The organism is Methylobacterium planeticum (assembly GCF_008806345.1).
Taxonomy (GTDB): Bacteria; Pseudomonadota; Alphaproteobacteria; order Rhizobiales; family Beijerinckiaceae; genus Methylobacterium; species Methylobacterium planeticum.
Map to the genome: position 1 here is coordinate 52,695 of NZ_VZZJ01000015.1, position 15,180 is coordinate 67,874.

General features: G+C 72.9%; 18 protein-coding genes. 8 read left to right on the plus strand and 10 right to left on the minus strand.

The annotated features are described in order from the left end of the window. Positions 1–215: 215 nt before the first annotated feature. Complete coding sequence (locus F6X51_RS17040; RefSeq protein WP_150964877.1) at positions 216–1,331, minus strand: ABC transporter ATP-binding protein; 1,116 nt, start codon at positions 1,329–1,331, stop codon at positions 216–218. A 113-nt stretch (positions 1,332–1,444) separates the two neighbouring features. On the opposite strand from F6X51_RS17040, the gene F6X51_RS17045 reads away from it, so the two are divergent. Together F6X51_RS17045 and F6X51_RS17050 are read left to right on the plus strand one after the other, a co-directional pair. Beyond that, complete coding sequence (locus F6X51_RS17045) at positions 1,445–2,632, plus strand: MFS transporter (RefSeq protein ID WP_150964878.1); 1,188 nt, start codon at positions 1,445–1,447, stop codon at positions 2,630–2,632. A 125-nt stretch (positions 2,633–2,757) separates the two neighbouring features. After that, positions 2,758–4,917, plus strand: coding sequence for a primosomal protein N' (locus F6X51_RS17050; RefSeq protein WP_150964879.1), 2,160 nt, complete (start codon positions 2,758–2,760; stop codon positions 4,915–4,917). 4 nt (positions 4,918–4,921) lie between these two features. Here F6X51_RS17050 and F6X51_RS17055 read toward each other — a convergent pair whose 3' ends face one another. Together F6X51_RS17055 and F6X51_RS17060 are read right to left on the minus strand one after the other, a co-directional pair. Further along, entirely contained in the window at positions 4,922–5,167 is a 246-nt protein-coding gene (locus F6X51_RS17055) for a helix-turn-helix transcriptional regulator (protein WP_150964880.1), read from the minus strand. Next, positions 5,157–5,453, minus strand: a complete 297-nt coding sequence (locus tag F6X51_RS17060; RefSeq protein WP_150964881.1) for a type II toxin-antitoxin system RelE/ParE family toxin — start codon at positions 5,451–5,453, stop codon at positions 5,157–5,159. Before F6X51_RS17060 ends, F6X51_RS17055 begins: the two co-directional genes overlap by 11 nt. A 154-nt stretch (positions 5,454–5,607) precedes the next feature. On the opposite strand from F6X51_RS17060, the gene F6X51_RS17065 reads away from it, so the two are divergent. Further along, positions 5,608–5,970, plus strand: a complete 363-nt coding sequence (locus F6X51_RS17065) for a SpoIIAA family protein (protein WP_150964882.1) — start codon at positions 5,608–5,610, stop codon at positions 5,968–5,970. Between the two features lie 19 nt (positions 5,971–5,989). Here F6X51_RS17065 and F6X51_RS17070 read toward each other — a convergent pair whose 3' ends face one another. Next, on the minus strand, positions 5,990–6,388 hold the full coding sequence (locus F6X51_RS17070) for a hypothetical protein (RefSeq protein ID WP_150964883.1): 399 nt from the start codon (positions 6,386–6,388) through the stop codon (positions 5,990–5,992). A 309-nt stretch (positions 6,389–6,697) separates the two neighbouring features. Between F6X51_RS17070 and F6X51_RS17075 the strand changes: the two genes are divergently transcribed. Further along, entirely contained in the window at positions 6,698–6,934 is a 237-nt protein-coding gene (locus tag F6X51_RS17075; protein WP_150964884.1) for a hypothetical protein, read from the plus strand. 36 nt (positions 6,935–6,970) lie between these two features. On the opposite strand, the gene F6X51_RS17080 is transcribed toward F6X51_RS17075, so the two are convergent. The 5 genes from F6X51_RS17080 to F6X51_RS17100 all read right to left on the minus strand — a co-directional run bounded on the left by F6X51_RS17080 (position 6,971) and on the right by F6X51_RS17100 (position 10,552). Then, on the minus strand, positions 6,971–7,177 hold the full coding sequence (locus tag F6X51_RS17080) for a Trm112 family protein (protein ID WP_150964885.1): 207 nt from the start codon (positions 7,175–7,177) through the stop codon (positions 6,971–6,973). Positions 7,178–7,208: 31 nt separating this feature from the next. After that, on the minus strand, positions 7,209–7,877 hold the full coding sequence (locus tag F6X51_RS17085; RefSeq protein ID WP_150964886.1) for an LON peptidase substrate-binding domain-containing protein: 669 nt from the start codon (positions 7,875–7,877) through the stop codon (positions 7,209–7,211). Positions 7,878–7,904: 27 nt separating this feature from the next. Beyond that, positions 7,905–8,822: a thioredoxin gene (gene trxA, locus F6X51_RS17090; protein WP_150964887.1), complete on the minus strand. Its 918-nt coding sequence runs from the start codon at positions 8,820–8,822 to the stop codon at positions 7,905–7,907. 150 nt (positions 8,823–8,972) lie between these two features. After that, complete coding sequence (locus F6X51_RS17095) at positions 8,973–9,467, minus strand: hypothetical protein (RefSeq protein WP_150964888.1); 495 nt, start codon at positions 9,465–9,467, stop codon at positions 8,973–8,975. A gap of 107 nt (positions 9,468–9,574) precedes the next feature. Further along, positions 9,575–10,552: a glutathione S-transferase family protein gene (locus tag F6X51_RS17100; protein WP_150964889.1), complete on the minus strand. Its 978-nt coding sequence runs from the start codon at positions 10,550–10,552 to the stop codon at positions 9,575–9,577. A gap of 321 nt (positions 10,553–10,873) precedes the next feature. Here F6X51_RS17100 and F6X51_RS17105 point away from each other — a divergent pair, with 321 nt between their 5' ends. After that, a complete protein-coding gene (locus F6X51_RS17105) occupies positions 10,874–11,101 on the plus strand; it encodes a hypothetical protein (protein ID WP_246696854.1) in 228 nt (75 codons plus the stop codon). Between the two features lie 54 nt (positions 11,102–11,155). Here F6X51_RS17105 and F6X51_RS17110 read toward each other — a convergent pair whose 3' ends face one another. Further along, positions 11,156–12,097, minus strand: a complete 942-nt coding sequence (locus F6X51_RS17110) for an alginate O-acetyltransferase AlgX-related protein (RefSeq protein WP_150964890.1) — start codon at positions 12,095–12,097, stop codon at positions 11,156–11,158. Between the two features lie 303 nt (positions 12,098–12,400). Here F6X51_RS17110 and F6X51_RS17115 point away from each other — a divergent pair, with 303 nt between their 5' ends. The 3 genes from F6X51_RS17115 (at position 12,401) to F6X51_RS17125 (ending at position 15,164) form a co-directional block, all read left to right on the plus strand. Beyond that, positions 12,401–12,931, plus strand: a complete 531-nt coding sequence (locus tag F6X51_RS17115) for a 2'-5' RNA ligase family protein (protein WP_150964891.1) — start codon at positions 12,401–12,403, stop codon at positions 12,929–12,931. A gap of 40 nt (positions 12,932–12,971) precedes the next feature. Beyond that, positions 12,972–13,730 carry a phosphatase PAP2 family protein gene (locus F6X51_RS17120; protein WP_150964892.1) on the plus strand — a complete coding sequence of 253 codons (759 nt, stop codon included), beginning with the start codon at positions 12,972–12,974 and terminating at the stop codon, positions 13,728–13,730. A 102-nt stretch (positions 13,731–13,832) separates the two neighbouring features. Continuing rightward, positions 13,833–15,164 carry a Gfo/Idh/MocA family protein gene (locus tag F6X51_RS17125; protein WP_150964893.1) on the plus strand — a complete coding sequence of 444 codons (1,332 nt, stop codon included), beginning with the start codon at positions 13,833–13,835 and terminating at the stop codon, positions 15,162–15,164. Positions 15,165–15,180 lie beyond the last annotated feature (16 nt).

Here is a 15,180-nt window from a genome sequence, read left to right on the forward strand (position 1 = left end):
CCGGCGCTCCCCATGAGATCCCGCAGGCCTCGACCAGACGAGACCCGACCAGACATGACCCGACCCGACATGACGCCTCTCTCCGCACGTGTTGTGGCAAGGTTCAAGGCGGATCGCGGCCGGAAATGCAAGCGCGAAGTCTTAGAGTTATTACAATTAAAAACAATAACGCCGGAAATCCGCGAAGATCCCGTCTTGCCGGCACTGTCGCGATTTTAATCCGGCTCGTCCGCAAAAATAAACGTGCCGGCATCCTTGCGGCACAGACCCACGGCGTCGCCGGCCCGGCGCGCGTCCTCGGCCGGGACCGCGAGGACGAGGGGCTCGGCGAGGCCCTCGACCGCGATCGCGAGGCGGGCCTCGGCCCCGAGGAAGCGGCGGCCGAGGACGCGCCCCGTCAGGCCCGCGCCGGCGGGGCCGAGGCGGATCGCCTCCGGGCGCAGGCAGACCCGCGCGGGCGCGGCCTCCGGGAGGCCCGGCGCCGGCAGCGGGCCGAAGGGGGTGTCGACCCGCCCGCCCCGGCAGCGGCCCGGCATCTCCACGAGGTCGCCGAAGAAGCGGGCGGCGAAGCGCGAGACGGGGCGCTCGTAGAGGTCCGCCCCGGTGCCGGCCTGGACCACGCGCCCGTCCCGCATCAGGGCGATGCGGTCGCAGAAGGCGAGGGCCTCCTCGGGATCGTGCGTGACGAGGAGCGTCGTGGTGCCGGCGGCCCGCACCACCGCGAGGGTGTCGGCCCGGACCCGGTCGCGGGTGCGCCGGTCGAGGTTCGAGAACGGCTCGTCGAGGAGGAGGATGCGCGGGCCTGGCGCCAGCGCGCGGGCGAGCGCCACCCGCTGCCCCTCGCCCCCCGAGAGGGTCCCGGGATAGCTGGCCGCCCGGTGCCCGAGGCCGACCTGCGCCAGGCGCGCCGCCGCGATGCCCTCCGCCTCGCGCCGGGGCAGGCGGTTGAGGCCGAAGCGCACGTTCTCGGCGACGCTCAGGTGCGGGAACAGGGCGTAGTCCTGGAACATCAGCCCGACGCCCCGCGCTTCGGGGGGCGTCTCGGGATCGATCCGGCGCCCGTCGAACCGGATCTCGCCGCGGTCGGGGCGTTCCAGCCCCGCCACGATCCGCAGCAGGGTGCTCTTGCCGCAGCCGGAATCCCCCAGGAGGCCGAGGATCTCGCCGGGCCACGCGGTCAGGCAGACGCGATCGAGGGCACGCACTGGCCCGAACCGGCAGCCGATCCCGGACAGCGCCAGGCGGGCCGGCGCGTCCGCGTCGGCGGGGGCGGCGATCGCCGGGGCGGGCGGCGCGGGGGCATTCGGCGTGGGGGCATTCGGCGTGGACATGGCGCCGGTCCATAGCGCATGGACGGCGCGAGGCAATGCGGGGGCGCCCTCGGACGGGGGCGCCGATCCCTGCCGTTGGACGCGAGCCCCGCCCGATGCTCTAAGCCTCGGGGATGGGGCGGATCGGGGGCAGCGGAGCGGCAGGTGCGGCGGGCGGGCTCGCCCGCTTCCTCCTGCTCTACGGCGCCCTCTACGGGGCCTATGGCAGCCTGTCGCCGGTGCTGCCGAACGTGCTCGCCGCGCGCGGCCTGTCGCCCACCGAGATCGGGTTCGTGCTCTCGGGCGCGACCCTGACGCGCCTCGTGGCCGGGCCCCTCGCCGGGCGCGCGGCCGACCGGCGGGGCGCGGCGCGGCCGATCCTTGCGCTGGGAGCGGGGCTCGCCGGGGTCGCGGCCCTGGCGCATCTGGCCGGCCACGGCTTCCCGGCGCTGCTCGCCCTCGGGCTCGCCTACGCGGTGGCGACCGCCCCGCTGGCGCCCCTCGCCGACGCCCTGGCGCTCGCCGCCGCGGGGGGCGGCCGGGCCTTCGAGTACGGATGGGTGCGGGGGGCGGGCTCGGCCGCCTTCATCGGCGCGACGAGCCTCGTCGGCGCGCTGATCGCGGCCTACGGCCTCGCGGCGGCGCTGGTGACGGGCGGCCTCCTGTTCCTCGCCACCGGGCTCGCCGCCGGCTTCCTGCCCGCCGGGGCGCCGGGGAGGGAGCCCGAAGGCATGCCCGTCTCCGGCCCGTGGCAGGGCTTCGCCGAGCTCCTGCGCCAGCCGGCCTTCCGGCGCACCGTCCTGGTCGCGGCCCTGGTGATCGGGGCGCACGCGCTGCACGACGCCTTCGCGATGCTCCTCTGGCGCGGCGCCGGGATCGGGGCCGGGGCCGCGGGCCTGCTCTGGTCGGAGGCGGTGGCCGCCGAGGTGCTGGTGTTCCTCCTCGCCGGCCCCTGGCTGCTCGCCCGGATCGGGCTGCGCGGCGGCCTGGTCCTGGCGGCCCTCGCGGGGGCCTTGCGCTGGGCCGTCATGGCCGGGACGACGGCGCTGCCCTGGCTCGCCGCGGTGCAGCTCCTGCACGGGCTGAGCTTCGCGCTCCTGCACCTCGCCTGCCTCGGCCTGATCGAGCGGGTGGTGCCGCCCCGGTTGCGCGCCACGGCCCTGACCCTCTACGGCACCGTCGGGCTCGGCCTCGCGGGGGCGGCCGTCACCCTCGCGGCCGGTCCCCTCTTCGCGGCCTACGGGGCGCACGCCTTCTGGGCGATGGCGGCCCTGAGCCTGCTCGCCGTGCCGCTGGCGTACCGATTGCCCCCGCAACCATGAGCGGAACAGTGCCGTTCTGGCGAACGTCTGTCGTCCATATATAGAACAAACCGCTCACGAAGCGCAGGCCTCACGGTCCCGCCGCGTCCGAAATCCCAGCCGCGTCCGAAATCCCAGCAGCATCCATGCCCGTCACCGCCGAGATCCTGATCCCGCTGGCCATCGACACGGCCTACAGCTACGCCGTGCCGGCGGGCCTCGCCCTGGCGGAGGGCGACGTCGTGCAGGTGCCGCTCGGCCCCCGCGAGACCGTCGGCGTCGTCTGGGCGCTCGCCGAGAGCCCCGGGGGCTCGAACCTGCGGCCCGTCACCGGGCGGCTCGCGGTGCCGCCCCTCTCCGAGCCCCTGCGGCGCCTCGTCGACTGGCTCGCCCGCTACACCCTGGCGCCGAAGGGATCGGCCCTCGCCATGGCGTTGCGCCTGCCCGACGAGGCCGCCGCCCGCGAATCCGCGCGGGTCGGGGTCCGGGCCACGGGCAAGCCCCCGGCCCGGACGACGCCGGCCCGCGCCAAGGTGCTGGCCGCGGCGGCGGACGGGACCTTGCGGGGCAAGAGCGCGCTCGCCAAGGAGGCCGGCGTCTCGCTCGGCGTGGTGGATGGCCTGATCGACGACGGTGCGCTGGAGGCGGTGGCCCTCGAGCCCGAGCCCGTGGCGCTCCCCCCCGACCCCGACCATCCCCGCCTGCCCCTCTCGGAGGCGCAGGCCCGGGCCGCCGCCGCGCTCCTGCCCCCCGAGGGCGATCCCGGCGCGACGCTGCTCGAGGGCGTCACGGGCTCGGGCAAGACGGAGGTCTATTTCGAGGCGGTGGCCGAATGCGTGCGCGCCGGGCGCCAGGCCCTGATCCTGATGCCCGAGATCGCCCTGACGGCGCAGTTCCTCGACCGCTTCGCGGCGCGCTTCGGCGTGCGCCCCGCCGCCTGGCATTCGGGCATCGGCGGCAAGCGCCGCGAGCGCATCCGCGCGGGCGTGGCGGGAGGCGGGATCGGGGTGGTGGTCGGCGCCCGCTCGGCCCTGTTCCTGCCCTTCGCCCGGCTCGGCCTCATCGTCGTCGATGAGGAGCACGAATCCGCCTACAAGCAGGAGGACGGGGTGCATTACCACGCCCGCGACATGGCGGTGGTGCGCGGGCGCCTCGAGGGCTGCCCGGTGGTGCTCGCCTCCGCCACGCCCTCGATCGAGACCCGGGTCAACGCCGCCCGCGGGCGCTACCGCCACGTCACCCTGCCGGAGCGCTTCGGCGGGCGCCGCCTGCCCGACATCCGGGCGATCGACATGCGCCTCGACAAGCCCGAGCGCGGCCGCTTCCTGGCCCCGCCGATGATCCACGCCCTGAAGCACAACCTCGCGGCGGGCGAGCAGTCGCTGCTGTTCCTCAACCGGCGCGGCTACGCCCCCCTGACCCTGTGCCGGGCCTGCGGCCACCGCTACCAGTGCCGCAACTGCTCGACCTGGCTGGTGGAGCACCGCTTCCGCCGGGCGCTGGTCTGCCACCAGTGCGGCTACGCCGAGCGCAAGCCCGAGGCCTGCATCGCCTGCGGCGCCTTCGAGCACCTCACCCCCTGCGGCCCCGGCGTCGAGCGCATCGCCGAGGAGGTGGCCGAGCTGTTCCCGCAGCAGCGCGTCGTCGTCCTGTCGAGCGACTTCCCCGGGGGCGCCGAGCGCCTCCGGGCCGAGCTCGAGATGGTGGCGCGGGGCGCGTGCGACATCGTCATCGGCACGCAGCTCGTGGCCAAGGGGCACAACTTCCCGCACCTGACGCTGGTGGGCGTGCTCGACGCCGATATCGGCCTGACCTCGGGCGATCCGCGGGCGGCCGAGCGCACCTTCCAGCTGCTGCAGCAGGTCACCGGCCGGGCCGGCCGGGGCGAGCGGCCGGGGCGGGCCCTGGTCCAGACCTACCAGCCCGAGCACCCGGTCATCGCCGCGCTCCTGTCGGGCGATGCCGAGCGCTTCTACGAGGAGGAGATCGGCGCCCGCGAGCTCGCCGGCCTGCCGCCCTTCGGGCGCCTCGCGGCCCTCATCGTCTCGGCCAACGAGCGGGAGGTGGCCGAGGCCCACGGGCAGGCGCTCGCCCGCGCTGCCGAGCCGCCGCTCGGCGCGATGGTGCTCGGCCCCGCCGAGGCGCCACTAGCCCTGATCCGCGGCCGCTGGCGCTTCCGCCTCCTGGTGAAGACCGAGCGGGCGATCGACCTCCAGGCCTACCTGCGCGACTGGCTCGCCCGCGGGCCGAAGGTGCGCGGCAACGTCAAGGTCACGATCGACGTCGATCCGCAGAGCTTCCTCTGACGGCTCAGGCCGCGGCGCCGCGCGTCGGGATCTTCGCGAGTTCCGCGCCGAGCGCCCGCTCGGCTTGCCAGAGGTCGTGGGCGCCCTGCATCCGTAACCAGACGCCCGGTCCGTTGCCGCAGAACCGCCCGAGCCGCAGGGCCATCGCCTTCACGGTGATCCCGAGGCCCTGGAGCACGTCCTCCCGGAGGATCGCGCCGGGATGGACGGGCGGCCGCCCGGGATCGCGGCGGATCGGCTCATCGGCCATGATAATCCTCCAGATCGACATCGATGGCGTCCTGCCCCTCGAACCCGAAGGTCAGGCGCCAATTGCGGGATACGGCTACGGCTACGGCTACGGCGTCGCGTCCGGCCATGCCGCCCGCGAGGGCATGGAACCCGTAGCCGGGCACGTTCATGTCCTCCGGGACCTGCGCCTGTTCGAGGAGCGTCAATTGCCGCTCGATCCGGTCGACCCAATTCGCCCGAAGCCCCGCCGCATCGCTGCGCGTCCAGAACCGCTTGCGAGCCTTGCTGCGGACACGCGCGATCATCCCGGGCGTGTAACCTTATCTAGTTACACACCGCATGGTGGAGATCGACCCGCCGCGCATTTTATAGGATGAGTGGTCGCGTGGGAGCGCAATCCTCCCCAGACGGCCCCGGACGCGACGACCCCCGACGCGACGACCCATGAGGAGCGCTGACGTGCTGAGCTACGAGAAGAAGCCGGATTCCACCATCGCCGAGATCGTCGTCGACGGAAAGATCACGGACGAGGAGATGAACGCCGTGATGACGGCGATGCAGGCCGATCTCGACAAGGGCGGCAAGATCAAGCTTCTGGAGGACATCCGGGCCTTCCAGGGCATGGAGCCCGCGGCCTTCTTCAAGGATCCGCGCTTCGGCCTGCAGATGATGAAGGGCGTGAGCCACGTGGCGCTCGTCACCGACGCGCAGTGGCTCAAGGTGGTGGCGGAGACCTTCAGCTTCGTCTCGCCGGCCCAGATCAAGGTGTTCGAGCGCGCCCGTATCGACGAGGCGCGCAGCTGGCTCGCCAGCGCGGCCTGAGGCCGGCGCGACTCGGCGGCTACTCGGCCTGGGCGACCTGCGCGCCCTGGCGCCGGGCCGTCCAGCGGCCGGAGCAGAGGGCCGAGACCTTCCAGGTGCCGCCGCCGGAGCGGGCCTGGAGCCGGCCCGACACCGCACCGCTCGCCGAGCCGTTCGAGACGCTGAGGCCGACGGTGCCGTCCGACCCGACCCGCCCGCTCATGCGGGTGGCGGCGTCGGAGCCCGAGACGAGGCGCACGTTCCCCTCCTGCACCGACACGGCGTAATTGTAGCGGCTGTCGCAGAGGCCGCTCTCGGTGACGAGCTCGACCGACCAGGTGCCGTTGAAGCTGCGCGACGGCACCGCCTCCGCCGCGCCCGCGGGTGCCGGTGCGACGAGACCGGCCGCGAGTGCGACGACCGTGACAACCTTCAACATACGACCCCCTTCGGACCAATACGGCGCTGCGGCCGACCCGTTGGTTGGGCAGCCGGATTTCGAATTCGAGCCCTGAATGCCCGATGTGATGTGAATGGAGTCCGAATATTGGACGGAAGCGGCAAGAATATGACGCGCCGTGCGCCACGACACCCGCAGTCGGGAACCGTCGAGCTTGGCGGTGCGAGCGTGTTTCCCTGGAGTTTTCTCTCGGGTTGCTCGTCTGGACGATGCGCCGCGACTGTGGAACAGCTACGCTCGTCGCACCGTTTCTCCGACGACTTCGCGAAACACGCTCAGGAGAAACCGATGCGCCTCATCCTCGCCGCCGCGACGCTCGCGGCCCTCGCCGGGCCCGCCGCCGCCCAGACCACCATCATCGAGCGAGAGGCGCCCCCGCGCGCCGTAGTGATCGAGCGCGAGCCGACGGTGGTCGAGCGGCGGGTGGTGCCGGTGGAGCGCGAGGGCGGCTGCGAGACCAGGACGGTCACGCGCACGGAGGAGGACGGCTCCTCGACCAGCGTGCGGCGCGAGCGCTGCGACTGACGCCTGCGGGCCGGCTCTCCCCGGGGGCCGCCCGCCTCAATCGACCAGGGGGCGGGCCTCTTCCGGCAGCATGATCGGGATGCCGTCGCGGATCGGGTAGGCGAGCTTGGCCGAGCGGCTGATCAGCTCCTGGCGGCCGGCATCGTATTCGAGGGTGCCCTTGGTGAGCGGGCAGACCAGGAGCTCGAGGAGCTTGGGGTCGACCCGGGTCGCCTCGATGGCGGCGGGAAAGTCGTCGGACATGGCGGTCGCCTCTGCGGGGGGGCTTCGCGGGCTATTGGAGCGTCGGCTCGGAACCCGTGCCGCGCACCAACTCCATCTCGGTCACCGCGATCAAGACCTCCGCGCGGATTTTCAGGTCGGCGGCTTCCAGCATCGCCTGCTTCTCGCGCACCCCGAAGGGGCTCATCATGCAGAGCGCGTTGACGAGGGCCTCGTTCGGCGCCTCCTCGATCCCGGCCCAGTCGACCTGCAGCTCGTTCGATTCGACGAAGTCGCGCAGCGCCCGCAGCACGCCCTCCCGGTCCACCGCCTCCTCCCCCGCCCGCGCCTCGAAATCCGCCGCGAAGGCGTCGTAGGAGACCTGGCAGCGGCGGTAGGTCGTGGTGGTGGCGAGCTCGCTCTCGACCCGGAAGCGGCTGATGCCGGTGAGCGAGATCAGGTAGCGCCCGTCGCCGGTCTCGGCGAACTGGGTGACGCGGCCGGCGCAGCCGACCCGGTAGAGCCGCGGCACCATCGGCGAGCCGCCGCCCTCCGCGTCCGGCTGGATCATCCCGATGATGCGGTCCGTGCGCAGGGCATCGTCGACCATCGCGAGGTAGCGCGGCTCGAAGATGTTCAGCGGCATCTGGCCCCGCGGCAGCAGGAGCGCGCCGGGAAGGGGGAAGACCGGAATCACGGCTGGGCAATCCGCCGGACCCTTGTAGCCCGCATGAGTGCTCATCTCATCTCCCCCTGCCCGAACCGGGCGTCAGGCGAACAGCAATGTGGAGAGCTTGCGCCGCCCGCGGATGGTGTCGGGATCCATCGGCCCCCAGGCCTCGAAGAACTGCAGCAGCTGCTTGCGCGCGCCGTCGTCGTTCCAATCCTTGTCGCGCCGGCGGATCTCGATCAGGTGGTCGACCGCCTGCGTCCGCTCGCCCCGGCCATTGAGGCCGAGCGCCAGGTCGAAGCGGGCCTGGTGCGCGTCCGGGTCCGCCGAGACCTGGGCCTGGAGCCCCGCGAGGTCCCCGAGGGAGGCCGCCTGCTCGGCGAGCTCGATGGCGGCGCGGATGCCGGCGAGGCCCGGATCGTTGGCCTTGGCCTCCGGCACCATCGCGAGCACCTGCTTGGCGTTCTCCAGCTCGCCCGCGTCGAGCTGGATCTTGGCGAGGCCGGCCAGCGCCGGGACGTTGTCGGGCTCCTGCCCGAGGACGGCGGCGTAGAGCTCGGAGGCGCCCGCGAGGTCGCCCTCCGCCAGCGCCACGCCCGCCTCCGCCATCAGCTCCTCGATCGGGCTCGGGCCGGCGGGGCCGGCGAGGCGCTCGATGAAGCTCTTCACCTGGCTCTCCGGCACCGCCCCCATGAACCCGTCCACGGGCTGGCCCTGCTGGAAGGCGATCACCGCGGGGATCGACTGGATGCCGAGCTGGCCCGCGATCGAGGGGTGCTCGTCGATGTTCATCTTGGCGAGCACGACCTTGCCGCCGGCCGCCGTGACGGCCTTCTCCAGGACGGGGGTGAGCTGCTTGCAGGGCCCGCACCAGGGCGCCCAGAAATCCACCAGGACCGGGCGGTTCATCGATTCCGCGATGACGTCCTGGCGGAAGCTCGCGGTGGTCGTGTCCCTGATCAGGTTGGCGGTTGCGCCGCCGGAAGGGGCGCCGGGCACGGGGGCGTCGTTCAGCATCGGATCCTCGCGGCAACGGCCGTTGGCAAATGCGCAGGGCTACTCAAGAAATCGCGAGGCTTACATGGGGTCCGGGCGAGGGCCTGACCACCCCGTTTCCGTCGCGCTCCACCGCCTTCCACCCGGGCGGAGCGCGCAAAAAACCCGGGGTCAGGGCTTCGGCGCGCCGGGGGCCGGCCTGGTCTCCGTCAGGAACGTCGCCGCGAAGGCCCCCTTCTCGGCGGAATTCGCCTCGCAGGCGATCTCGGTCTTGCCCGGCTCCGGGTTCGTGAACCGGCAGGCGCCCACCGCCAGCACGGGGTTCTGCACCACGCCCTCCGGGGTCTTCCGGCCCGGGATCACGAGGTTGATCGGCTGGAGCGGGTCGGTCTCCTCGGTGCGCTCCTGCTGCGAGCCGGTGCCGCTGAAGCTCAGGGTCTGGCCGTCCCTGGCGGCGAAATCGAAGCTCGTGCGGGTGCGCGCCACGGTGTTCATCAGCGTGCCGGCGCAGGCGCCGCTGAGATCCTGGCCGGCGATCACGAGCCGGGAGCAGCTGCCCTCGAGCCTGACCGCGGCCTGGGCGCGCGCCGCGCCGGCGCTCGCCGCGAGGGCCGCGGACACGAGGGCGAGCAGGATGGCGAGGCGGGGGAGGGCGTGGGTCGTCATGGTGTCCGTTCGATGGCGTCCGTCACGGACGGCGTCCGTTTTGGTTATCGGCCTGCATCTATGGCGTGGGCGGCCCCCGTCGAGGCCGGGGCGGGGGGCTGCGACGCTTAAGCTCCGAAGCGCAGCGCCCGGTCGTTCGGGGCGGCGAGGTCGAGGGCGGGGCCCAGCGGCACGATGCCGGTCGGGTTGATGGTCGGGTGGCTCTCGTAATAGTGGCGCTTGATATGGGTCAGGTTCACGGTCCCGGCCACGCCCGGCAGGGCGTAGAGGTCGCGCAGGTAGTGCGAGAGGTTCGGGTAGTCGGCGATGCGCTGCCGGTTGCACTTGAAGTGCCCGACATAGACCGGGTCGAAGCGCACCAGGGTGGTGAACAGGCGGATGTCGGCCTCGGTCAGGCGGGCGCCGCAGAGGTAGCGCCCCGCATCGAGGCGCGCCTCGAGGGCGTCGAGCTCGGCGAACAGCGCCCCGAAGGCCTCCGCGTAGGCCGCCTGGCTGGTGGCGAACCCCGCCTTGTAGACCCCGTTGTTGACCCGGTCGTAGACCCGCGCGTTGAGCGCGTCGATCGTCGGGCGCAGATCCTCGGGATAGAGGTCCGGCCCCGCGCCCGCGAAGGCGTCGTTGAGCATCCGGATGATCTCGGCCGATTCGTTCGAGACGATCGTGGCCCGGTCTTTGTCCCAGAGCACCGGCACGGTGACGCGGCCGGTATAATGCGGGTCGGCCCGGACGTAGACCTCGTAGAGACGGGCGGCGCCGTTGAGGGTGTCGGGCGTCGCCCCCGGGCTGTCGCCGAAGACCCAGCCCGCCTTCCCCATATGCGGGTCCACCACCGAGACGGAGACCGCCTCCTCGAGGCCCTTCAGCGCCCGCACGATCAGGGTGCGGTGGGCCCAGGGGCAGGCGAGCGAGACATAGAGGTGGTAGCGCCCGGCCCGCGCCGGGAAGCCCGCCTCGCCGGAGGGGCCGGCGGCCCCGTCCCGCGTCACCCAGTTGCGGAACGCGGATTGCTTGCGCTCGAACCGGCCGCCGGTCGACTTCGTGTCGTACCACTGGTCCTGCCAGACCCCGTCGACGAGCAATCCCATCGCCCCAGACCTTCCCTCTCCGGTGCGCGACCCGTTCCGGGCCCGATCCCGTCCGCCCGGGTCGCGCCCAGGTGAAATGGGCGTGTCCGACGGCGCGGAAAGCCCCTCGGGGCCGCCCCGGGTCCGCTTCCCGACGGATGTGCGACCGATTGAACACAACCTTGAGTGTATTCAGTTTGTGATCTTGCCCGGCGATGGACTTGGCATAAGCTCGCGGTTGCCCGCCTCGGCTTCGGGGGCGGGTACCTCCATCTCGGGTGCGTCGGAAACGGCGCTCCCTTTTTTTCGTCGGGGTTCGACCAAATCCGGAGACCGTTCGCCTTGGCCGTAACCTTCGTGATGCCCATCGCCGAAGCCGCCGTGTTCACGGCGGGATGCCTCGTCATCCACACCCAGCAGCGGCGGGCCGATCAGGTGACGGTCGCCCTCGCCTGCGTGGCGGTGCTCCTCGCCTTCGTGCTCGGCATCGCGCTGACCCCGGACAGCTTCCTGCGGGATCAGGTCGGCGTCGCCATCGAGAACGGCGAACTCGGTCAGCAACTCGACTGAGGCCGGGCGGCCCAAGATGGACCGGGCGGCCCGAGATGGACCGGGCGCCGTCGTTCAGGCCGGCTCGGCCCGGGTCCCGGCCCCCGCCGGCCCGGCCGTCCCGGCGAGGCGGGCGGCGGCGACGTCGTAATCGTCCCGCGGCACCCGGGCCAGGAAGCGCTCGGCGAGCTCGAACACCAGAAGGTCCGGCCGCACCCGCTCGATGTAGCCCCAGTCGAAGCTCGACGACCAGACGAAGTGCACCTCCGCGAAGCTCTCGGCGAGGAGCCCGGTCAGCATGATCGGGGCGAAATGCGCGTAGGAATCGCCGAACAGCACGAGGCGGCGCCGGTCGATGCCGGGATCGGCGTTGCGGAAGACCACGTGGGCGCCGGAATGCAGCTCGCTCGCGCGGCCCTGCGCCTCGTAGGCCTCGACCAGGGGGCCCGCATGGACGCGCTCGGCGGCGCGCGGGATCACCAGGTGGCTCACGCTCTCGCGCGGCAGGCCCGGGACCTTCTCGCCGAGGTCCATCAGCCGCTCCGCCTCGAAGCGGGGGCGGGCGCCGATCTCGGCGGGGGGAACGGCGGCGAGCGCCCGCATCAGCTCCCGGTAGGCGAGGAGGTAGCCCTCGACCGACCAGTGCGTGTCGGTGCGCAGGTAGAGGGGCGCCCCGTCCCGCGCCGCCCGGAAGGGCTGGAGCAGGTCGACATAGGCGGCGTTCCGGGCGAGCCGCCGGGCCAGCACCCGGGTCGGGGCGCGGCCGGGATCGTAGGGCAGGTCCCGGGTCAGGTTGTCGTAGACCGAGAGCTTCTCGGGCACGATCAGGGTGGCGGAGCGGATGCCGAGCCCGGCGGCCCGCGCCGCGCGCGCCTCGATCAGCCGCGTCCACGCACGCAGCCGCCACCAGCGGCCGAGCCCGTGCCCGTAATGGTCCATCACCCGGTTGCTGCCCCCCGTGAGGAAGAGCCAGCCGTCCCGGCCGACATGCACCGGATCCCATCGCTTGGCGAACATGCGCCGTCTTTAGTCACGCGCGCGCCGAAGCGAAACCGCGCCGAAGCGAAACCGCGCCGCGGGGCCGGAGCCGGAGGCGGGGCTCCCGCGTTGGCCGCCATGGATGCGGTCCTCGAATCCCGCGACCTGCCCGCCGCCCGGGTGCTGTACGGGACCTGAGATCCGCCGGAGCCCGCGGCGGCGCGCCCCGCGACGGGATCGGAGCGCTGGACCTCCCGCCCCGTCGTCTTATGTGGCTCGGGCGGCGCATCCGCCAGGCTTTCATCCGTCAAGCCGTCTTTCGTAAAGCCATCATCAGGTCCGATGTCCCGCACCGACGCCACCGCCGATCCGCTGATTCTCACCCTCGCCTTCGAGGCGGACACCTTCGCGCGCTTCGACGGCCTGCGGCGGCGCCATTTCCCGGAGGCCATCAACCTGATCCCGGCCCACGCCACCCTGTTCCACCACCTGCCGGGCGTGCAGGAGCCCGGCGTCGCCGAGACCATCGCGAGCCTCGCGCGCACCCAGGGACCGCCCGAGGTGGCGGTGACGGGCCTGCGCTTCACCGGGCGCGGCGTCGCCTACGTGCTCGAATCGGAGGCGCTGTCCGGCTTCCGGTCCCGGCTCGCCAGCGCCTTCGCGGGGCATCTCACCGAGCAGGACCGGCAGGGCTGGCGCCCGCACGTCACGGTGCAGAACAAGGTCAAGCCCGAGACCGCCCGCGCGCTCCACGCCGCCCTGGCGCAGGATTTCGCGCCCTTCCGCTTCGCCGCACCCGGATTGCTGCTGTGGCGCTATCTCGGCGGGCCCTGGGAGGAGCGGGCCCGCTTCGCCTTCGGAGCCTTCTCGTGAGCCGGGCCGCTTCCCCCCGGACCCGCGCGAGGATCGATCCGTGAAGGCGCTGCAATCCGCCCGCGGGCATCCGCTCTTCAGCCACGCCACCGCGGTCTGGCTGCGCTTTCGCCTCAACGAGGTCGGGCCGCTCGCCGCGCTCCTGACCCTGAGCTTCCTCGGCTACGGCTTCTTCTACCTCGCGGACGAGGTCGGCGAGGGCTCGACCGCGGCGCTCGACCGCAAGATCCTCCTGTCCCTGCGCAACCCCGCCGACCTCTCCGACCCGATCGGCCCGCGCTGGCTCGAGGAGACCATGCGGGACATCACCGGGCTCGGCAGCGTCTTCACCATCGTGTTCGTGACGGTGGCGGTGGCGGCCTACCTGGCGCTCGCCAACAAGCACCGCATCGCCCTGTTCGTGGTCGCGGCGGTGGGCGGGGGCGAGCTCGTCTCGACGGTGCTCAAGCTGTTCTACCACCGGCCCCGGCCGGACCTCGTGCCCCACGGCATGGAGGTGTTCACCGCGAGCTTCCCGAGCGGCCACGCCATGATGTCGGCCATCGCCTACCTGACGCTCGCGACCCTGGTGGCCCGCCTCGACCCGCACCGGCGCGTCAAGGCCCTGGTCCTGTTCCTCGGCGTCTTCATCACCCTCTGCGTCGGGGTCAGCCGGGTCTATCTCGGGGTGCACTGGCCGAGCGACGTGCTGGCCGGCTGGTGCGTCGGCGCCGCCTGGGCGGCCCTGTGCTGGTTCGTCGCGCTCCAGCTCCAGCGCAAGGGCGAGGTCGAGGCCCCGGACCCGCCCCCGCCCGCCTGAGCGGCGGAACACTCCCCTCCGCGCTGGCGTTCGAGGACCCGAGGAGTGCCGGCGGCGGCGCCCCCCGCGACATCCACCCGGCATGGCGAGGCTCATGCCAACATGGCGAGGCTCATGGCGGACGACGACACGCACCTGTCCCGGCGCAACCTCCTGCGCGCCGGCGGCGCCACCCTGACCGGCGCGGCCCTCGCGGTGGCGAATGCGGCCTCGGCCGCCCAGAACCCGCCGGGCGGCCCCGCGGTCCCGGCCGATACCGGCGCGGTGCAGGGTGGCAGAATCGCATTTCCGAACTGGCGCGGCCCCGGCGACCGCACGCCCCCGCCGCCGCCCGCCCCGATGCCGCCGGAGAAGCGCGTCGGCCTCTGCGTCGTCGGCCTCGGGCGGCTCAGCCTCGAGGAGATCCTGCCGGCCCTGGCGCAGTGCAAGCGGGCGCGGCTCGCGGGGGTGATGTCGGGGAGCCCGGACAAGGCGAAGCTCGTGGCCGAGCAGTACGGCCTCGCCCCCGAGGCGGTCTACGGCTACGGCGACTGGGACCGGCTGCGCCAGGATCCGGCGATCCGGGCCGTCTACATCGTGACCCCGAACGCGCTCCACCGCGAGCACGTGCTGGCGGCGGCGGGGGCGGGCAAGCAGGTGCTCTGCGAGAAGCCGATGGCGGCCTCCTCGGAGGAAGCCCGCGCGATGATCGCGGCCTGCGCCAAGGCGAACGTCAAGCTGATGATCGCCTATCGCTGCCAGTACGAGCCCTACAACCGCGAGGTGACACGGCTCGCCCGCTCCGGCGAGTTCGGCAAGCCCCGCCTGATCCAGGCCTTCAACGGCCAGACCACCGGCCTGCCCGAGCAGTGGCGCCTCAAGAGGGCGCTGGCGGGCGGGGGCGCCCTGCCGGATATCGGCCTCTACTGCCTCAACGGCACCCGGGCGCTGCTGGGCGAGGAGCCGGTCTCGGTGGAGGCGCAGATCTTCTCGCCCCCCGACGACGGCAAGTTCGGCGAGGTCGAGGAGACGGTGAGCTTCACCCTGCGCTTCCCCTCCGGCGCCATCGCCCAGTGCATGACGAGCTACGGGGTGCACGAATCCCGGCGCCTCGCGGTGCACTCGGCCGGGGCCGACATCGTGCTGGAGAACGCCTTCGCGTACGAGGGCCAGCGCCTGATCATCTCCCACAAGGACGGCAAGCAGGAATCCCGCGACAACCGGGTGCTCGCCCAGAAGAACCAGTTCGCCCTGGAGATCGACCACTTCGCCCGCTGCGTCCAGGACAACCGCCGGCCGCGCACCCCCGGGGAGGAGGGCCTGCAGGACCAGGTGCTGATGGAGGCGATCTACGAGGCGGCCCGCAGCGGCAGTCCGGTCAAGGTCGGCCCGCCGCCGGGCACGGGCGGGGGGCTCGACGTCACCCGCGGGCCGGAACTCGACGAGGCCGGCTGAGGGCGGATCTCAGGGC

Bases quoted from the DNA above. Each gene is read 5' to 3' on its own strand.
- trxA (WP_150964887.1), bottom strand. From the start codon at position 8,822: ATGCTGAACGACGCCCCCGTGCCCGGCGCCCCTTCCGGCGGCGCAACC.
- F6X51_RS17125 (WP_150964893.1), top strand. From the start codon at position 13,833: ATGGCGAGGCTCATGGCGGACGACGACACGCACCTGTCCCGGCGCAAC.
- F6X51_RS17110 (WP_150964890.1), bottom strand. From the start codon at position 12,097: ATGTTCGCCAAGCGATGGGATCCGGTGCATGTCGGCCGGGACGGCTGG.
- F6X51_RS17075 (WP_150964884.1), top strand. From the start codon at position 6,698: ATGCGCCTCATCCTCGCCGCCGCGACGCTCGCGGCCCTCGCCGGGCCC.
- F6X51_RS17040 (WP_150964877.1), bottom strand. From the start codon at position 1,331: ATGTCCACGCCGAATGCCCCCACGCCGAATGCCCCCGCGCCGCCCGCC.
- F6X51_RS17085 (WP_150964886.1), bottom strand. From the start codon at position 7,877: ATGAGCACTCATGCGGGCTACAAGGGTCCGGCGGATTGCCCAGCCGTG.
- F6X51_RS17070 (WP_150964883.1), bottom strand. From the start codon at position 6,388: ATGTTGAAGGTTGTCACGGTCGTCGCACTCGCGGCCGGTCTCGTCGCA.
- F6X51_RS17045 (WP_150964878.1), top strand. From the start codon at position 1,445: ATGGGGCGGATCGGGGGCAGCGGAGCGGCAGGTGCGGCGGGCGGGCTC.
- F6X51_RS17115 (WP_150964891.1), top strand. From the start codon at position 12,401: ATGTCCCGCACCGACGCCACCGCCGATCCGCTGATTCTCACCCTCGCC.
- F6X51_RS17050 (WP_150964879.1), top strand. From the start codon at position 2,758: ATGCCCGTCACCGCCGAGATCCTGATCCCGCTGGCCATCGACACGGCC.
- F6X51_RS17095 (WP_150964888.1), bottom strand. From the start codon at position 9,467: ATGACGACCCACGCCCTCCCCCGCCTCGCCATCCTGCTCGCCCTCGTG.
- F6X51_RS17055 (WP_150964880.1), bottom strand. From the start codon at position 5,167: ATGGCCGATGAGCCGATCCGCCGCGATCCCGGGCGGCCGCCCGTCCAT.
- F6X51_RS17100 (WP_150964889.1), bottom strand. From the start codon at position 10,552: ATGGGATTGCTCGTCGACGGGGTCTGGCAGGACCAGTGGTACGACACG.
- F6X51_RS17080 (WP_150964885.1), bottom strand. From the start codon at position 7,177: ATGTCCGACGACTTTCCCGCCGCCATCGAGGCGACCCGGGTCGACCCC.
- F6X51_RS17060 (WP_150964881.1), bottom strand. From the start codon at position 5,453: ATGATCGCGCGTGTCCGCAGCAAGGCTCGCAAGCGGTTCTGGACGCGC.